General features: G+C 38.4%; 9 protein-coding genes. All 9 read left to right on the forward strand.

What is annotated here, in order from left to right:
• Nucleotides 1-18 precede the first annotated feature (18 nt).
• A complete protein-coding gene (locus XYLOR_RS12460) occupies nt 19-3336 on the forward strand; it encodes a SusC/RagA family TonB-linked outer membrane protein (RefSeq protein ID WP_036880114.1) in 3318 nt (1105 codons plus the stop codon).
• A gap of 33 nt (nt 3337-3369) precedes the next feature.
• The gene (locus XYLOR_RS12465) at nt 3370-5568 is read left to right on the forward strand and encodes a RagB/SusD family nutrient uptake outer membrane protein (RefSeq protein ID WP_036880115.1); all 2199 of its coding nucleotides are present in this window, start codon (nt 3370-3372) and stop codon (nt 5566-5568) included.
• Between the two features lie 854 nt (nt 5569-6422).
• On the forward strand, nt 6423-8159 hold the full coding sequence (locus XYLOR_RS12470; RefSeq protein ID WP_211242081.1) for a thrombospondin type 3 repeat-containing protein: 1737 nt from the start codon (nt 6423-6425) through the stop codon (nt 8157-8159).
• 12 nt (nt 8160-8171) lie between these two features.
• Entirely contained in the window at nt 8172-8834 is a 663-nt protein-coding gene (locus tag XYLOR_RS12475) for a DUF3826 domain-containing protein (protein WP_036880117.1), read from the forward strand.
• On the forward strand, nt 8831-11863 hold the full coding sequence (locus XYLOR_RS12480) for a DUF6298 domain-containing protein (protein WP_051509006.1): 3033 nt from the start codon (nt 8831-8833) through the stop codon (nt 11861-11863). Before XYLOR_RS12475 ends, XYLOR_RS12480 begins: the two co-directional genes overlap by 4 nt.
• Before the next feature lie 133 nt (nt 11864-11996).
• Nucleotides 11997-12548: an RNA polymerase sigma factor gene (locus XYLOR_RS12485; RefSeq protein ID WP_036880118.1), complete on the forward strand. Its 552-nt coding sequence runs from the start codon at nt 11997-11999 to the stop codon at nt 12546-12548.
• 49 nt (nt 12549-12597) lie between these two features.
• Entirely contained in the window at nt 12598-12870 is a 273-nt protein-coding gene (locus XYLOR_RS12490; protein WP_051509007.1) for a hypothetical protein, read from the forward strand.
• Between the two features lie 387 nt (nt 12871-13257).
• Nucleotides 13258-14529 (forward strand): glycosyltransferase family 4 protein, encoded by a 1272-nt coding sequence (locus tag XYLOR_RS12495; RefSeq protein ID WP_036880121.1) that lies wholly within the window; start codon nt 13258-13260, stop codon nt 14527-14529.
• Complete coding sequence (locus tag XYLOR_RS12500) at nt 14526-15320, forward strand: glycosyltransferase family 2 protein (RefSeq protein WP_036880124.1); 795 nt, start codon at nt 14526-14528, stop codon at nt 15318-15320. The genes XYLOR_RS12495 and XYLOR_RS12500 overlap by 4 nt, the downstream gene beginning before the upstream one ends.
• Nucleotides 15321-15334 lie beyond the last annotated feature (14 nt).

The following is a 15334-nucleotide window of genomic DNA, read 5'->3' on the forward strand; positions in this document are numbered from 1 at the left end:
TAATTAACAGAAAAGATTATGAAAAGAAAATACATTATAAGCATAGGACTTAGTCTGATGTTGGCAATGACTTCAGCACCGGCTATGGCGCAAAATCAGAATATTAAGGGACAGGTATTAGACGAGAACGGAGATCCTATAATAGGTGCCACTATATCTGTGCCAGGAACGAAATCAAAGGGTACTATCACTGACCTTAATGGTAATTATACAATATCAGTTTCTAAAGATGCCAAGGTTACGATTACTTATGTGGGATATCTTTCACAGACAGTAAAGCCTGGTGGCAAGATACAACTAAAGGAAGATTCTCAGAATCTTAATGAAGTCGTTGTAGTTGGTTACGGCTCGCAGAAGAAGGCTCATCTTACTGGTTCGGTAGCTACTGTACCGGTAGACGAGATACAAGACCTCTCTAATGGCGGTTTGGCTTCATCACTTAGCGGACTTGTAAATGGTCTTAGCGTAAGTGGCGGTAGTGCTCGTCCTGGTGAGAATGCTCAGATATATATACGTGACACAAACTCATTGTCAGATGTCGGCAGTACAGCTCAGCAACCTCTGTTCGTAATAGACGGATATATATATCCTAACGATGTGAAAGTAGGTAATGCTTCTCAAAACTTGGGTGCAGAGGCCTTCAATAACCTAGACCCTTCACAGGTAGAAAGCATCAGCGTATTAAAGGATGCCTCTGCTGCTGTGTATGGTGCACGAGCTGCCAACGGTGTAATCTTGGTTACAACCAAAAAGGGAAAGATGGGATTTCCACAGGTTTCTTATAGTGGCACATTCGGCTTTACTGACGAGATAGCACGCCCTAAGATGCTGAATTCATATAACTACGGACGCCTTTATAATGAGATAGCTGCTGCAGACCCTACTAATACTACACTGAATCAGAAGACAGCCTTATTCCAGGCCGACGAACTAGAGGCAATGAAGGGGCTTAACTACAACTTGCTTGATAAGTACTGGACAACCGGTTCGACAATGAAGCACAGTGTAAATGTAAGCGGTGGAACAGAAAACGTAAATTATTTCGCAGGTTTATCATACTTCGATCAAGATGGTAATCTTGGAAAACTAGATTATAATCGTTGGAACTATCGTGCCGGTGTAGATGTCAAGATCAGTAAATGGCTGTCTGCCAACCTTACTGTATCAGGCGATTATGGTAAGAAAAATAAACCATTGGTAAAAGTAGGTGGAACAAATAGTGAGAAAGACTATAACCTGTTGCTTACACGTCCTTACTATATGCCTGAGAGTGTAGGAGACTACCCAATAGTAGCTTACGGAGTAAGCAATACACAGAAAAATCAAAATCAGCAATACGCATTTGATGTATTACAGAATAATGGAGATTTCAGCAAAAACATGAATTCTAATCTAACAATCAATGGTAGTGTTGGTTATGATTTCGGTTGGAGCAAGATTCTTAAGGGACTGAAGTTGAACTTTGCATATTCTAAAAGCATTAACGATGATAAGACCAATGAATATGGTTCTTCTTTCACTCTGTATAGTATGACCAAACGTTTTGGTAGTGGAAACCATCTATATACTCCCACAGCGGGAGAGTCTTACGACGATTATGTATATGCCGGTAATTTTAACGCATTACAGTTGGATAATGGCAATTACTTGTCTAGAACAATGACCCGTACCGACAATTATCAGATGAACTTCACTGCATCATATGCTCGCGATTTCGGTGCACATCATGTATCAGCACTTTTCTCTATAGAGAAGTCGGAAACAGAAAGTGAATATGAGGTAGGAAGTGGCTCAGATCCATATGAGTTTACTACATATCAGTCTAACTCTATACAAGGAGACAAAACCACAACATTTACACGTAGCGAATCTGGTGCATTGTCTTATATCGGACGTGTAAACTATTCGTATGCCGACAAGTATCTATTAGAATTCCTTGTTCGTTCGGATGCATCAACAAAGTTTGCTCCTGAGCACAGATGGGGAACATTCCCTGCTGCAAGTGCCGGATGGATAGTATCAGAAGAGCCATGGTTTAAGAAGTCTGTAAAATGGATGGATTTTTTGAAGGTTCGTTCTTCTTTTGGTCTTACTGGGCGTGACAATACAGCTCCATGGCAGTGGATGCAGGTTTATGCGCTCGATTCAAATAAAGGAAATGTTTTTGGAGAGGGTATAGGCAATGCTTCGGGAACTCGTATCACAATAAACAAGTCAAACTCAGCCGTAAACCGCGATGTACATTGGGATAAAGACTATAAGTTTAATATCGGACTTGATGCTTCTTTCATAGACAGACGTTTGTCTTTAACATTTGACGCATATCACGAATGGAATCGCCAAATGCTTATGAACATAGCTCAGACCGTTCCTTCTACTGTTGGTACACCATCTGCTGCCGTAAACTTGGGTGAGATGGACAACTGGGGATACGAACTCAGTATGACATGGCGTGACAAAATAGGAAAAGACTTTAAATATCATATAGGTATCAATACCGGTTATACTGATAACAAAGTACTGAATATGGACTGGGAAACAGACTATCTGTATCGTCAGATTACAAAAGGTCATCGTTCTGATGTAGGTTTGTGGGGCATGCAATGTCTCGGAATGTTCAGAAGCTTCCAGGATATAGAAGAATACTTTGACAAGTATCATATCACATCTTATATGGGTATGACAAAAGATAAAGTTCGTCCTGGTATGTTGATATACAAAGATGTACGCGGAGCCAGACAGGCAGACGGAACATATGCCGGACCAGACGGAGTAGTAGATAAAGATAATGATCAGGTATGTCTCTCTAATCGTTCTAATCCTTATGGCTTTACAATGAACTTTGGTGCAGAATGGAAAGGATTCTCTATATCAGGGCAGTTTGGCGCAAGCTGGGGTGGATATACACTGTTGCCATCACAGGCGCTAAGTCCTAATGGAAGCATAGAATATTGCAATATGCCTTCATTCTGGAATCCAGATAATATGTATGTATATAAAGATATCTATGATGGATCAGGCAATTTGGTGGCATCTGCCAATCATACAGCCTTCTATCCTAATCTTGCATATGCAAGCGTTAACTCTGTAGCATCAAGCTTCTGGCGAATTAGCTCTGCACAGGTAGTTCTAGACCGTCTTACAATAGCATATACTATACCTGCAAGATTGGTAAAGGCCATTGGTATACAGAATGCCCGTATTAATGTTACCGGTCAGAACCTGATAAACTTCTATAATCCTTATCCAGACAATTTTACAAGTCCGATGGCAGGAACTTACGGAAGCTATCCTAATCTTAGAAAGTTCACAGTAGGTGTGAATCTTACTTTTTAAGTAATAGATGATATAATTTAAAAAATAATGACGATGAAAAGAACTATAAAATATATTGGTTGCGGTTTGATTTCTGCATTCGTATTTTCATCTTGTAGTGATTCTTTCCTAGATGAAAAAAAGAACTATGACAATGTAAGTACTGATATTTACAACTATTATAGTGGTGCAAACGGCCGTGTAAATGATGTCTATGGATGGTGTCTTCCTACACCGAACGTACAGGAAGTGCAACTTTGGAAATATCCTTCAGCCGGAAGCAATGACCTGATTGGTAAGAGTACAGAAGAGTATAGCGGTTTTGGATCATTTGTTGATCCGGATAATCCACTTTCATCAACTAGTTCAACCAATTCGGTACCTGATTACTTTATGAGTACTCAGAGTAACGTACAAGAGGCTGTATATGGTCGTATCCGTAATATAAACGATTGCATTAGTGGTATAAAGGGTGGCTCTTTATCTGAAGATGACAAGAATACATTCCTTGGACAGTGCTACTTCTTCCGTGCATGGTGTTATTATAATTTGGTAAAATGGTATGGAGGTGTATCTATTGTAACTGATGTGCAAAATCCTGATGAGTCTTCGGTTACTCCTCGTTCTTCGGCAAAAGACTGTATCGCATTTATTCTTAGCGATCTTGATAAATCGGCTCAAATGCTTGCTTCTAAGACAATGAAAGGCGGTTGGGGTTCAAGCGATTATGGACGCGTTACAACCGGTACAGCTCTGGCTCTTAAGGGACGTACATTGCTGCTCTGGTGCAGTCCTCTATTTAACCGCAGCAATGACGAGTCAAGATGGAAGTCGGCTTATGATACAATGAAATCAGAACTAGACTCTATCAATGCCTGTGGATATGGATTGTATTCTACATCTAATAATGTTAACGGATCAGATTTCGCTTCAATGTTCTCGCAGACAGGTAGAAATCCTGAGGCTGTATTTATAACGTTATTCAATAATTTCCTGGATAATGGTCTTAACGATACACAGAAAAATAACTCATGGGAGCGTTTTATCCGTCCTTCTAATACGACTGGTGGTGGTAAGAATGCATCTGCAATGATTATAGATATGTTCCCAATGGCTGACGGTAAGCGCCCGGCAACATGCGATACATATACCAAACTGGCTGTTTCTGATTCTACTTATGATGAGAACTACCCATTCGTAGGTCGTGATCCTCGTTTCTATCGTACATTTGCTTTCCCTGGCTTCCGTTGGGCATATTCTGGCGACCCTACCCAGGCAGACTCTCATAACCCATCATATGATAGTGGTAAAAACTATGCTGTGTGGAACTATGTTTGGTATACAAGTACAAGTGATCAGGCTAATCCTGAAAGTGGAAACTCTTATGGTGCAGATAATCTCCTTACAAGCAAAAGCGGAGTGTATGTACGTAAGAAAAGCGACGATTATGACGTAAATAACAGTCCATTGTACCAGTGGAACGCAAAAGATGCAAATGGAGGTTTCGCACATTCGGGAGCTCAGCATATGGAGATAAGATACGCAGAGGTACTGCTTAATCTTGCCGAGGTTGCTTGTGGCGCAAACCAGTTGTCTGATGCTGTAGCCTTATTGCAGAAGATACGTGCACGTGCGGGATACTCGGCATCTAACAATTATGGTCTTCAGAGTAATCTGACAAGTGATCAGGCTGCTTGTATGAGTGCTATAATATATGAGCGCCAGATTGAATTTGCATACGAAGGTAAGCGCTTTGACGATCTACGCCGCTGGATGCTATTTGATGGCGGTGCTACTAAAGTAGCCGGTGCTCCTTCTACTTGGACTCTTACGGGTTGGGGTGGAAACACATGTACATGGTTAGGATTTAAGCCTCTTAATGGGCAGAGAAGAGAAAATATGGAATTCCGCGTAGCAGATAAGTTCGGTTTGGGCGGTACTACTTACGATTCAGATCCTTTAGTAAAGAACAACGTGACACGTTGTGCTGCGGTAGACTTGAGGAAGGACTTGGGCCCTCAACTTCAGACTCTTAAGGCATGGTACAAGAGTAATCTTGTTCTTAAACTTAAGAAGGGTGATGCCCGTAATGCTAGTCATGTAGACGAATATATGTATTTCAATCCCAGATATTACTTCTTGGGTTTATCCTCAGGAGCTTCTGTCGTAAACAAATCTTTACCTCAGACGATTGGTTGGGAAGATTCCAACAATGGTGGAGCGGCCGGAACGTTTGATCCTCTTGCACAGTAATTATAATTTATATCAGATTCCCACTATATTATTTGGTGGGAATCTTTTTTTTAATGTTTTCCGGTCATCAGACTTATCGTATGATGCCGGCGTTGTCGGAGATAGGAAATTGATGGTCGGAGTGGGCGTGGTTGACTATCTGACAGTGGCGGGCGTTTTATATCTCATTGACGATGCAAAGGTACAGCATTCTTTTGTAACTTGCAAGGTATTACCCCTGCCATGAATTTAATTTGATTTTAGTTTATCAGAATTATTGGATTTATGACGGTGTGCTTTCAAAACACAGCGTCGGCATCAGTCAGTCTTGACATTGCAGCTATTTAATCTAAGAAGACCATTGGCATTTTATTAACGGTGTGCTTTCAAAACACAGCGTCGTCGGTCTCTCGGTCTTTTGGTCTCAAAACTAACATTCTAATTAAAAGTCCTTTATATAATCCTCTATAGTTTATTATAATTATTAATTATTAATAATTATAATAATATTATATAGATATAAATCAAAAATAATAATACTTAAGTTTGCATAGTTTGAGACCAAAAGACCGAGAGACCGAAATACGTCTGATTTGACACTAAAATAACAAAAAGGAAGAAGAATGATTTTAAATCGCAGGAAAATATTAAATTTGCGGCTAAAACATGATAATAGACATTCTAGCTCCGATTTTTATCATTATACACTACTTAATGCCTTTAAAATCTGAGAGATAATGATTTTAGGAATGTAAACAGGCCGGCAGATAGTAAAAAGAGAATGCAATAATATATTAGCTTAAAAAAAGAGTTGCTGTTTGATTACAAGTATAAAGCTTCTTCGTCTATAATACAAACGAATTAAAACAATTAAAATGATGAAAAATAAACTATTACTCGCGGCTTTTGCTGCTTTGATTATGCCAACGGCAGTCAAAGCTCAATATCCGGTTATTACGAAGGAGGCTCAGGACAAAATAGACTCTCTCCAAAAGGTGTGGACTGCACATTCTGATTCAGCATGGGCTGTAGCTTTTCCTATTGTTAAGAAGGAGGCTATGCAAGGCCGTCCTTATGTGCCTTGGGCTTTTCGTCCTTACGATTTGCGTCAGGCTAAGATACCTGCATTCCCGGGTGCAGAAGGTGGCGGTATGTATACGTTCGGAGGACGTGGCGGTAAGGTGATTACTGTTACAAATCTTAATGACGATGGCGTTGGTTCATTTCGTTGGGCTTGCGAACAGGGTGGAGCCAGAATCGTTGTGTTTAATGTATCTGGTATCATTAAACTCAAAACCCCTATATTAGTAAGGGCTCCTTATATCACAATAGCCGGACAGACTGCTCCGGGTGATGGCGTATGCATCGCAGGAGAAAGTTTCCAGGTGAACACTCATGATGTAATTGTACGTCATATGCGTTTCCGTCGTGGTAACACACATTCATGGTATCGTGAAGACTCGTTTGGCGGAAATCCTGTTGGAAACATAATGATAGACCACTGCTCTTGTGAGTGGGGACTTGATGAAAACATCTCTTTCTATCGCCATATGTTTGATCTTGGAGACAGTTTTGGAAGTCGTAAGGAACCAACTGTAAATGTAACCATTCAGAATACCATTTCGGCTAAGTCGCTGGATACATATAATCATGCTTTCGGTAGTACAATTGGTGGCGAGAATGCTTCTTTTATGCGTAACCTATGGGCAGATAACACCGGCCGTAATCCTTCTATTGGATGGGGTGGAGTATTCAATTTCGTAAATAATGTAATATTCAACTGGGTACACCGTACGGCTGATGGCGGCGAGTATTCTACAATGTCGAACTTTATAAATAATTATTACAAACCGGGACCATTGACACCTAAAGACAGCAATGTAGGATGGCGTATCGTTAAGTCGGAAAGTCGTAGTAACAAACTATTCCCATTCAAACAATATGGCCGTGTATATGCAGAAGGCAATATAGTAGAGGGATATGATGCCATTACCAAAAACAACTGGGCAGGTGGAATACAAACTTCAGATAAAGACGGTGATCTTGATCCGGAAGAATTGGCTTTGATGCATTCTTATGAGCCATTTGTAATGCCATATATTAAAATTCTTCCTAAAGAGCAGACATACGATTATGTATTGAATAATGTAGGCGCAACAATTCCAAAGCGTGACATCGTAGACCAAAGAGTTATAGATGAAGTACGCACCGGAAACGTATATTATGTAAAGAAATTACCGAAGGTTAATCCTTATGGAGACGTATGGGGACTTAGCTCTAAATCTCAGGCTCCTGACGGATCATTCAAATATCGTCGCCTGTCAAAGGATTCTTATATGCAGGGCATTATCACAGACCCTCGTCAGATGGGTGGATATCCTGAGTATAAAGGCAAACCTTATAAGGACAGCGATGGAGATGGAATGCCAGATGAATGGGAGAAAGCCAATGGCCTTAATCCTAACGATCCTAGCGATGCCAACCAAGACTGTAATGGTGACGGATATACCAACATTGAAAAGTACATCAATGGTATAAGTACAAAGACCAAGGTTAATTGGAGTGATTTGAAAAACAATCATGATACATTGGCCGAACAGGGAAAACTTTAAATATTTGGTGCATTGAAAAAGATAATCATTTTAGCTTTATTGTCAATACTGACAATTCAGATGTCGGCAGTAGAACTTGATAGTAATGGTCGTGATACGGCTTATGTATCAACAATACTTAAACGCTCTCAGAAAATTGTTGACCAACTGGGTCTTAAAGATAAGTATGCATCTAGACAAGTGCTGAACATAATAGCCAACAGATACTTTAAGTTGAATGATATTCATGAGAGCTGTGCCGGTAAGATAAAGAGTGCCAAAGATTCGCTATCAGGTAAGGCAAAACAGTATGCCGTAGAATATGCCCAGAACGAATGTGATGCGCAACTGTACAAGCATCACTTTGAATTTGCAGCTGATTTGTCTTTATATCTCAATGAAAAGCAGATCGAGGCTGTAAAGGACGGACTTACTTATGGAGTGGTTAAAGTAACTTACGATGCGACTCTCGATATGATACCTACTCTGAAACCAGAAGAGAAAGCTCAGATCTTGGCGTGGCTAAAAGAAGCTAGAGAATTCTCTATGGATGCAGAAAACTCTAACAAGAAACATGAATGGTTTGGCAAATACAAAGGCAGAATAAATAACTATCTGGCCAAACGTGGTTATGATCTTGTTAAAGAGCGAGAAGGATGGTACAAGCGCATTGATTCAAAAAAGAATAAAAAATGAATAGATTTTACCAACTCGTAGTTCTAATAATTTTAAATTTTGGGGTTGCACATGCTAATGTGCAACCTTCTATGTTAGATTATTCATATTGTGGTTATCACCAGTCGGAAACGGCGATACCAAATGCAAAAAATGTTATCTTTGTAGGTAACAAATCCGGTGATAATTATCAGCGCATACAGAATGCTGTGGATTATGTGTCGGGCTTGAAACCGAATAAAAAGACTGGATTACGAGGATCTGTTTTAATTGGTGATGGTATTTTTGAAATATCTCAACCTATAAGAATCTCAGCATCTGGAGTAATAATAAGAGGTTCGGGTCGTGAAAAGACCATTATCCGAAAGATGGGTGTTGACCGTGGAGCTGCTGTATATATTGAGGGTAAAAATGATTTAAAGGTTATTGATACGCTTGATATTGTTACACCTTATGTAGCTGTAAATGCACATCAGTTTGCTGTATCGCGTGGCGGTGCATTAAAAAAGGGTGAAGACGTAATGATTTTCCGTCCTAGCACTAAAGAGTGGATACAGTCTGTAAAGTGTAATATATTTGGAGGTGGACTAGACTGGTTGGGATGGAAACCTACCGATATAGATGTAAACTGGAGTAGAACGATTGTTGCCGCCGATGGCAATAATGTTACAATAGATGCACCAATAACAGTTGCTCTAGATAAGAAATGGGGCGACTGTAAAGTGTTGCGCTATAAATGGAATGGCAGAATAAGCGAATCGGGGGTGGAAAATCTTACTATCGAATCTGATTATGATAAAAAATACCCCAAAGATGAAGATCACTGTTGGAATGGAATCTATATATCAGCAGCAAAAGATTGTTGGGTAAGGCAGGTATACTTCAAGAATATGGCAGGCAGCGCAGTGATCGTTCAGCGTACAGGCCAGCAAATAACAGTAGAAGACTGTATATCATATAATCCGGTTTCGGAGATAGGAGGCTTTCGCCGTTGTACATTCTATACACTGGGCGAAAAATGTCTATTCCAACGTTGTTATTCGGTAAAAGGTATCAACGACTTCTGTGCTGGATATTGTGCAGCTGGACCTAATGCGTTTGTGCAGTGCGACAGTCAGGAATCTCTAGGATTCAGTGGCTCAATTTCATCTTGGGCTACAGGCTTGTTATTTGACATAGTAAACATAGATGGTAATGATCTTAAGTTTACGAATCTTGGTCAGGATAAATTTGGCGCAGGTTGGAATACAGCCAACAGTACATTCTGGCAATGCACTGCATCCGAGCTATATTGTTCATCACCGGCAGATGATGCAAAAAACTATGCAATAGGATGCTGGGGACAATTTGAAGGCGATGGTGAATGGTCGGAATCAAACAATCATGTTCAACCAAGAAGTCTTTATTACGATTTGTTGAAGAAAAGGTTAGGTCATGATATTGATGCCCAAAGTCACATATTGCCTCGCAATACAGATGCATCAAGTAATCCATCCTTAGAAGAGGCAGCCCGAATGGCGCAAGAGGCACTTACAAAGCCACGTCTTACTTTAGAAAAATGGATTAAAGATGCAACTTTTACAGCATCAGTTTCGCCTTTAGGACTGAAGTCGGTAGAAAATACGAAAGACGATTTGACCTCTGCAGAAGTAAAACATTCATTTGGAGTTAAAAATGGAAAACTTTTGATGGACGATATGCTTATCGTTGGTGGTAAACATAATACGCCATGGTGGGCTGGTAGAATAAAAGATAACTGGCTTTCTCAGGCCTCGTATGCACTTACACGTTTTGTACCCGGACGTGAAGGCTATGGACTTACCGATAATATAGACTCGGTAGTAGCGCAAATGAAACGAGAAAACACATCTGTATTTAGTCAGAACTATGGTTTGTGGTATGATTTACGCAGGGATGATCATGAACGTATACGTAGACGTGATGGAGATGTATGGGCACCATTTTATGAACAGTCTTTTGCTCGTTGTGGCGAAGGAACAGCATGGGATGGACTGAGCAAATACGATCTTAATAAATTAAATAAGTGGTATTTCTATCGTCTTAAGCAATTTGCACAGAAAGGCGAGAATAATGGACTCCTACTTTTTAATGAACACTATTTCCAGCATAATATTTTGGAAGCAGGAGCGCACTGGGTGGACTGCCCTTGGCGCACAGTTAATAATATTAATAATACCGGTTTTCCAGAACCCGTACCTTTCACCGGAGATAAACGCCTGTTCATGGCAGAATATTTCTATAATGAGAATGACAGTATTCGTAGAGCATTGCACAAAAATTATATTATGAATATTCTTGATCAATTTGCAGATAATCCCAATGTGATTCATTCTATTGGTGAAGAGTTTACTGGGCCTCTGCATTTTGTAAGATTCTGGGTTGACTGTGTGCGCGAATGGGAACAGAAAACAGGAAAGCGTCCACTAATCGCACTATCTGTAAATAAGGATGTGCAAGATTCTATATTGTGCGACAAAGAGCGTTCTAAAGTGATAGATATAATAGATATAGAGCAATGGCTATATCATAGTAAAGGCCTTTATGCACCAGATGGAGGCGTTAATATCGCTCCAAGACAATTTCTTAGAAAGGCACGCTTAGGGTCAATAAGATTTGAAGATGTATATAGATCTGTTTTAGAATATACTACAAAATACCCTGATAAAGCTGTAGTATATTATGCTCAGAAATTCCCTGAGATGTGTTGGGCTGTTCTTATGGCAGGCGGTTCTTGCCCTGCAATACCTGTATCGGATAAGACATTTCTTAGAGACATAGCAAAGATGAAACCCGTAGTAAATAATACTGTTAATGCTACTGATTGTTATCAGTTGGTAGAAGAAAGAACGGGTACTGTGCTATACAATAACTCAGATAAGCAAGCCAAGGTAGCTTTACCTTCTGGCAAGTATATTGTTAGCAGTGTTAATACCCAGACTGGATATATTAAAGCTAGAGGTACGATAACAATCAAGAATGGTATTTATACCACTAGCGATAAAGGCTTAGTTTGGCTAAAGAGAATTTAAATACCAAAAAAGATCAATTACAAAATGGGAAAAATTGATATTGTATCAGTTTTTCCCATTATTATGTTAGATAGTGCGTATCAAAAAAGTAAAAGCAGTTTAACTTTGCAGCGTAAAGAAAAACCTTATACTAATGATATCTACTAACAAGGAAGTAATCTTAGATTTACTTAATGCATTTCAATCTGGTGACGATAAGTCATTCTCGAAATTGTATGACATATACGCTGATGTGTTATTTAATTATGGTTGTTGTCTTACTCAAGACAAAGAACTGATAAAAGATTGCATACACGATGTGTTTATTAAGTTGTATACCAAAAGGGCTGAACAAAAAATTAATAATGTAAGTTCATATCTGTTTGTGTCTCTTAAAAATCGATTATTAGACGAATTTAGGCGTCGTACTTTTATGTCAGAGACTCCGGCCGAAGATGTACACAATACATTAATGGACCAGGGTGTCGAGACTGAATACTTAAAAATGGAGAAAGATAGCGGTCAGAAAAATCGTGTAAATTTTCTGCTTAATAATCTGACTCCTCGTCAGCGTGAGGCATTTACATTATATTATATAGAGGAGCGTAAATATGATGAAATATGCGATATAATGAATATGAATTACCACTCAGTGCGTAATCTTGTGCATAGAGGAATGTTAAAATTGCGTGAAGTAGTGAAATAATCAGAAATATAAAGTTACATTATTATTATTGTATCGTCATTATCATATAATGGCAATAGTTATGCTAGATAGCAATAAATATAATAGTGTGCATGATTTTTTAAAAGACACTCATTTTATAGTATATGTTTTGGATGATGACAAAACATATGATAAATATTGGCATGACTATATTACAAAGCATCCTGAGTCCAGTATATTTTTTGAACAGGCAAAGAAAATATTGTTGCATTTGGACAATTTTAAATTTCTTCCAAAAGATGACAAACTCGAACTTAAGCGAAGAATACTTAAAGATATTTCTAATAGTATGATAAAATAAATGCGTAGCAAGCCTCAACGGTCTGTAACGCATTTGAATATTGTTTAACTAAAAATCTTTTCTAAGTTAAAGGGAACCTCTCGGTGGCCTTGTTATCCTAACTTAATCTTTTAAACTTACCTTAAAACAAATAACTAAAAACCTAAATACTTATAATATAACTACTAACCTAAACAATCTATTAACCTTTTGATGATGCAAAGGTAAGACAATTTCTAAATCGAAGCAAAGCAAAACATGTTTTATGGCATAAAAAGCTCTTTTTCTTGACTTAAATCAATATAGTGTGTGCGATAACAGTAATTTTTATTATAGTTTTTCATATTTTGTTTTTGTTCTTCTATCTAATTAATGTATCTTTGCTTACATAATAAAAAGTATGTTGCAATGAGAGTTCTGATAGTAAATACAAGCGAGAAAACAGGTGGTGCAGCAGTTGCGGCTAACCGTCTTATGGAGGCCTTGAACAATAATGGAGTGAAAGCTAAAATGCTTGTTCGAGATAAGGACACGGATCAGATAACTGTTGTAGAACTAAAGCATAATATATTTACTAAGTGGCATTTCTTGTGGGAAAGGTTTGTGATTTTCATACATCTTCATTTTTCAAAAGATAAACTATTCCAGTTGGATATAGCTAATTCTGGTTTTGATATTACAAAATTGCGTGAGTTCAAGGAGGCAGATATTATTCACCTAAACTGGGTGAATCAAGGTATGCTTTCTATTTCTGGTATTAAGCATATACTGGAAAGCAACAAGCCTGTAGTCTGGACTATGCACGATATTTGGCCAGCAGTTAGTATATGTCATCTTGCTTTGGATTGTCACAGATATGAAACCAACTGCGGAAATTGCCCATACCTTCCAGGAAAATCAGAACATGATCTTTCTTATAAAATTTGGAATAAGAAAAAGAAAATACTTAAAGATAACAGTATATTTTTTGTAGCCTGTAGTCATTGGCTTGAAAATGAAGCTAATAAAAGTGCACTTCTGGTTGGACAGAAAGTCACAAGCATTCCCAATCCAATAGATATGCGTACATTCTGCAAAATGGATAAAGCAGAGGCCAGACTATCTGTTGGTCTACCTTCTGATAAACGCCTTATTCTGTTTGTATCTCAACGTGCTACTAATATGAATAAAGGTATTAATCATTTGATTGAGGCTTGTAGGATAATGACGGATCAAAATCCAGATATGAAAGATAATACGGCTATCGCAATATTAGGCAGTCATTCCGAAGAATTTGTCAATAGGTTGACATTGCCAGTTTATCCACTTGGATATGTAAGTGATACGAAACGTATTGTCCGTATTTATAATTCGGCAGACATTTTTGTGTTACCATCTTTATCAGAGAACTTGCCAAATACTATAATGGAAGCTATGTCTTGTGGCGTTCCATGTATTGGGTTTAATGTAGGAGGTATACCTGAGGAGATTGATCATAAAAGTAATGGATATGTGGCAGAGTATAAAAATTCTGAAGATTTGGCAAAAGGAATAAGTTGGATTTTGGAAGAAGCAGATTATAATAAGTTAAGTGAAAATGCAATTAAAAAAGTTTCAGCCAACTACTCCCAGCATGCTATAGCCATGAGATATATTGAGGTTTATGATGAAGCTTTGGCTTTTAAAAATTATAGATTATGATAAATTTTTCGATTATTACTGTTACTTACAATGCAAGTAAGTTTTTTAACCATACGGTAAATAGCGTATTGGTGCAGGGATATCCTCATATAGAGCATATTATTATTGATGGAGCCTCTACTGATGAAACACTGACACTTGCGAAAGACTATTCAGAGCGTTCTTATGCATCAGGTAATGGACATGAAGTTCGAATTTTATCTGAGCCGGACAATGGTCTGTATGATGCTATGAACAAAGGATTGCAGATGGCAAATGGCGATTATGTGTGTTTTTTGAATGCCGGTGACAGTTTACCTTTTGGTGATACAATTGAGACCATCGTAGCTAATGCTGAACTTGATGATATCAGAGCTTCAAAACTACCATTACCTGCAGTTATATATGGAGATACAGATGTAGTAGATAGCAGTGGGTCATATCTATTTCGTCGTCGCCTTACACCTCCGGAACAATTGACGTGGCGTTCTTTCAGACATGGTATGCTTGTATGTCATCAAGCTTTTTATGTTCGTACTGATATAGCTAAGGAGTTGAGCTATAACACGCAGTACAAATATTCAGCTGACGTTGATTGGTGTATTAGGGTTATGAAGGAAGCTGATAAGAGAGGACTACTTTTGAAAAATGTTCATGCTACAATAGTCAACTATATGCAAGAGGGTTTGACTACAAAAAACCACAAATCTTCACTTAAAGAGAGATATCATATAATGGCTAGTCATTATGGTTCATTTGACACTGTTGTTATGCATATCATGTTTATATTTCGTGCTTTTTTCAAACATTAATAGTCCTTTAATCT

Source organism: Xylanibacter oryzae DSM 17970 (assembly GCF_000585355.1).
Taxonomy (GTDB): Bacteria; Bacteroidota; Bacteroidia; order Bacteroidales; family Bacteroidaceae; genus Prevotella; species Prevotella oryzae.

Coding starts and splice junctions, on each gene's coding strand:
- XYLOR_RS12460 (WP_036880114.1), top strand. CDS start 19: ATGAAAAGAAAATACATTATAAGCATAGGACTTAGTCTGATGTTGGCA.
- XYLOR_RS12465 (WP_036880115.1), top strand. CDS start 3,370: ATGAAAAGAACTATAAAATATATTGGTTGCGGTTTGATTTCTGCATTC.
- XYLOR_RS12470 (WP_211242081.1), top strand. CDS start 6,423: ATGATGAAAAATAAACTATTACTCGCGGCTTTTGCTGCTTTGATTATG.
- XYLOR_RS12480 (WP_051509006.1), top strand. CDS start 8,831: ATGAATAGATTTTACCAACTCGTAGTTCTAATAATTTTAAATTTTGGG.
- XYLOR_RS12485 (WP_036880118.1), top strand. CDS start 11,997: ATGATATCTACTAACAAGGAAGTAATCTTAGATTTACTTAATGCATTT.
- XYLOR_RS12490 (WP_051509007.1), top strand. CDS start 12,598: ATGGCAATAGTTATGCTAGATAGCAATAAATATAATAGTGTGCATGAT.
- XYLOR_RS12495 (WP_036880121.1), top strand. CDS start 13,258: ATGAGAGTTCTGATAGTAAATACAAGCGAGAAAACAGGTGGTGCAGCA.
- XYLOR_RS12500 (WP_036880124.1), top strand. CDS start 14,526: ATGATAAATTTTTCGATTATTACTGTTACTTACAATGCAAGTAAGTTT.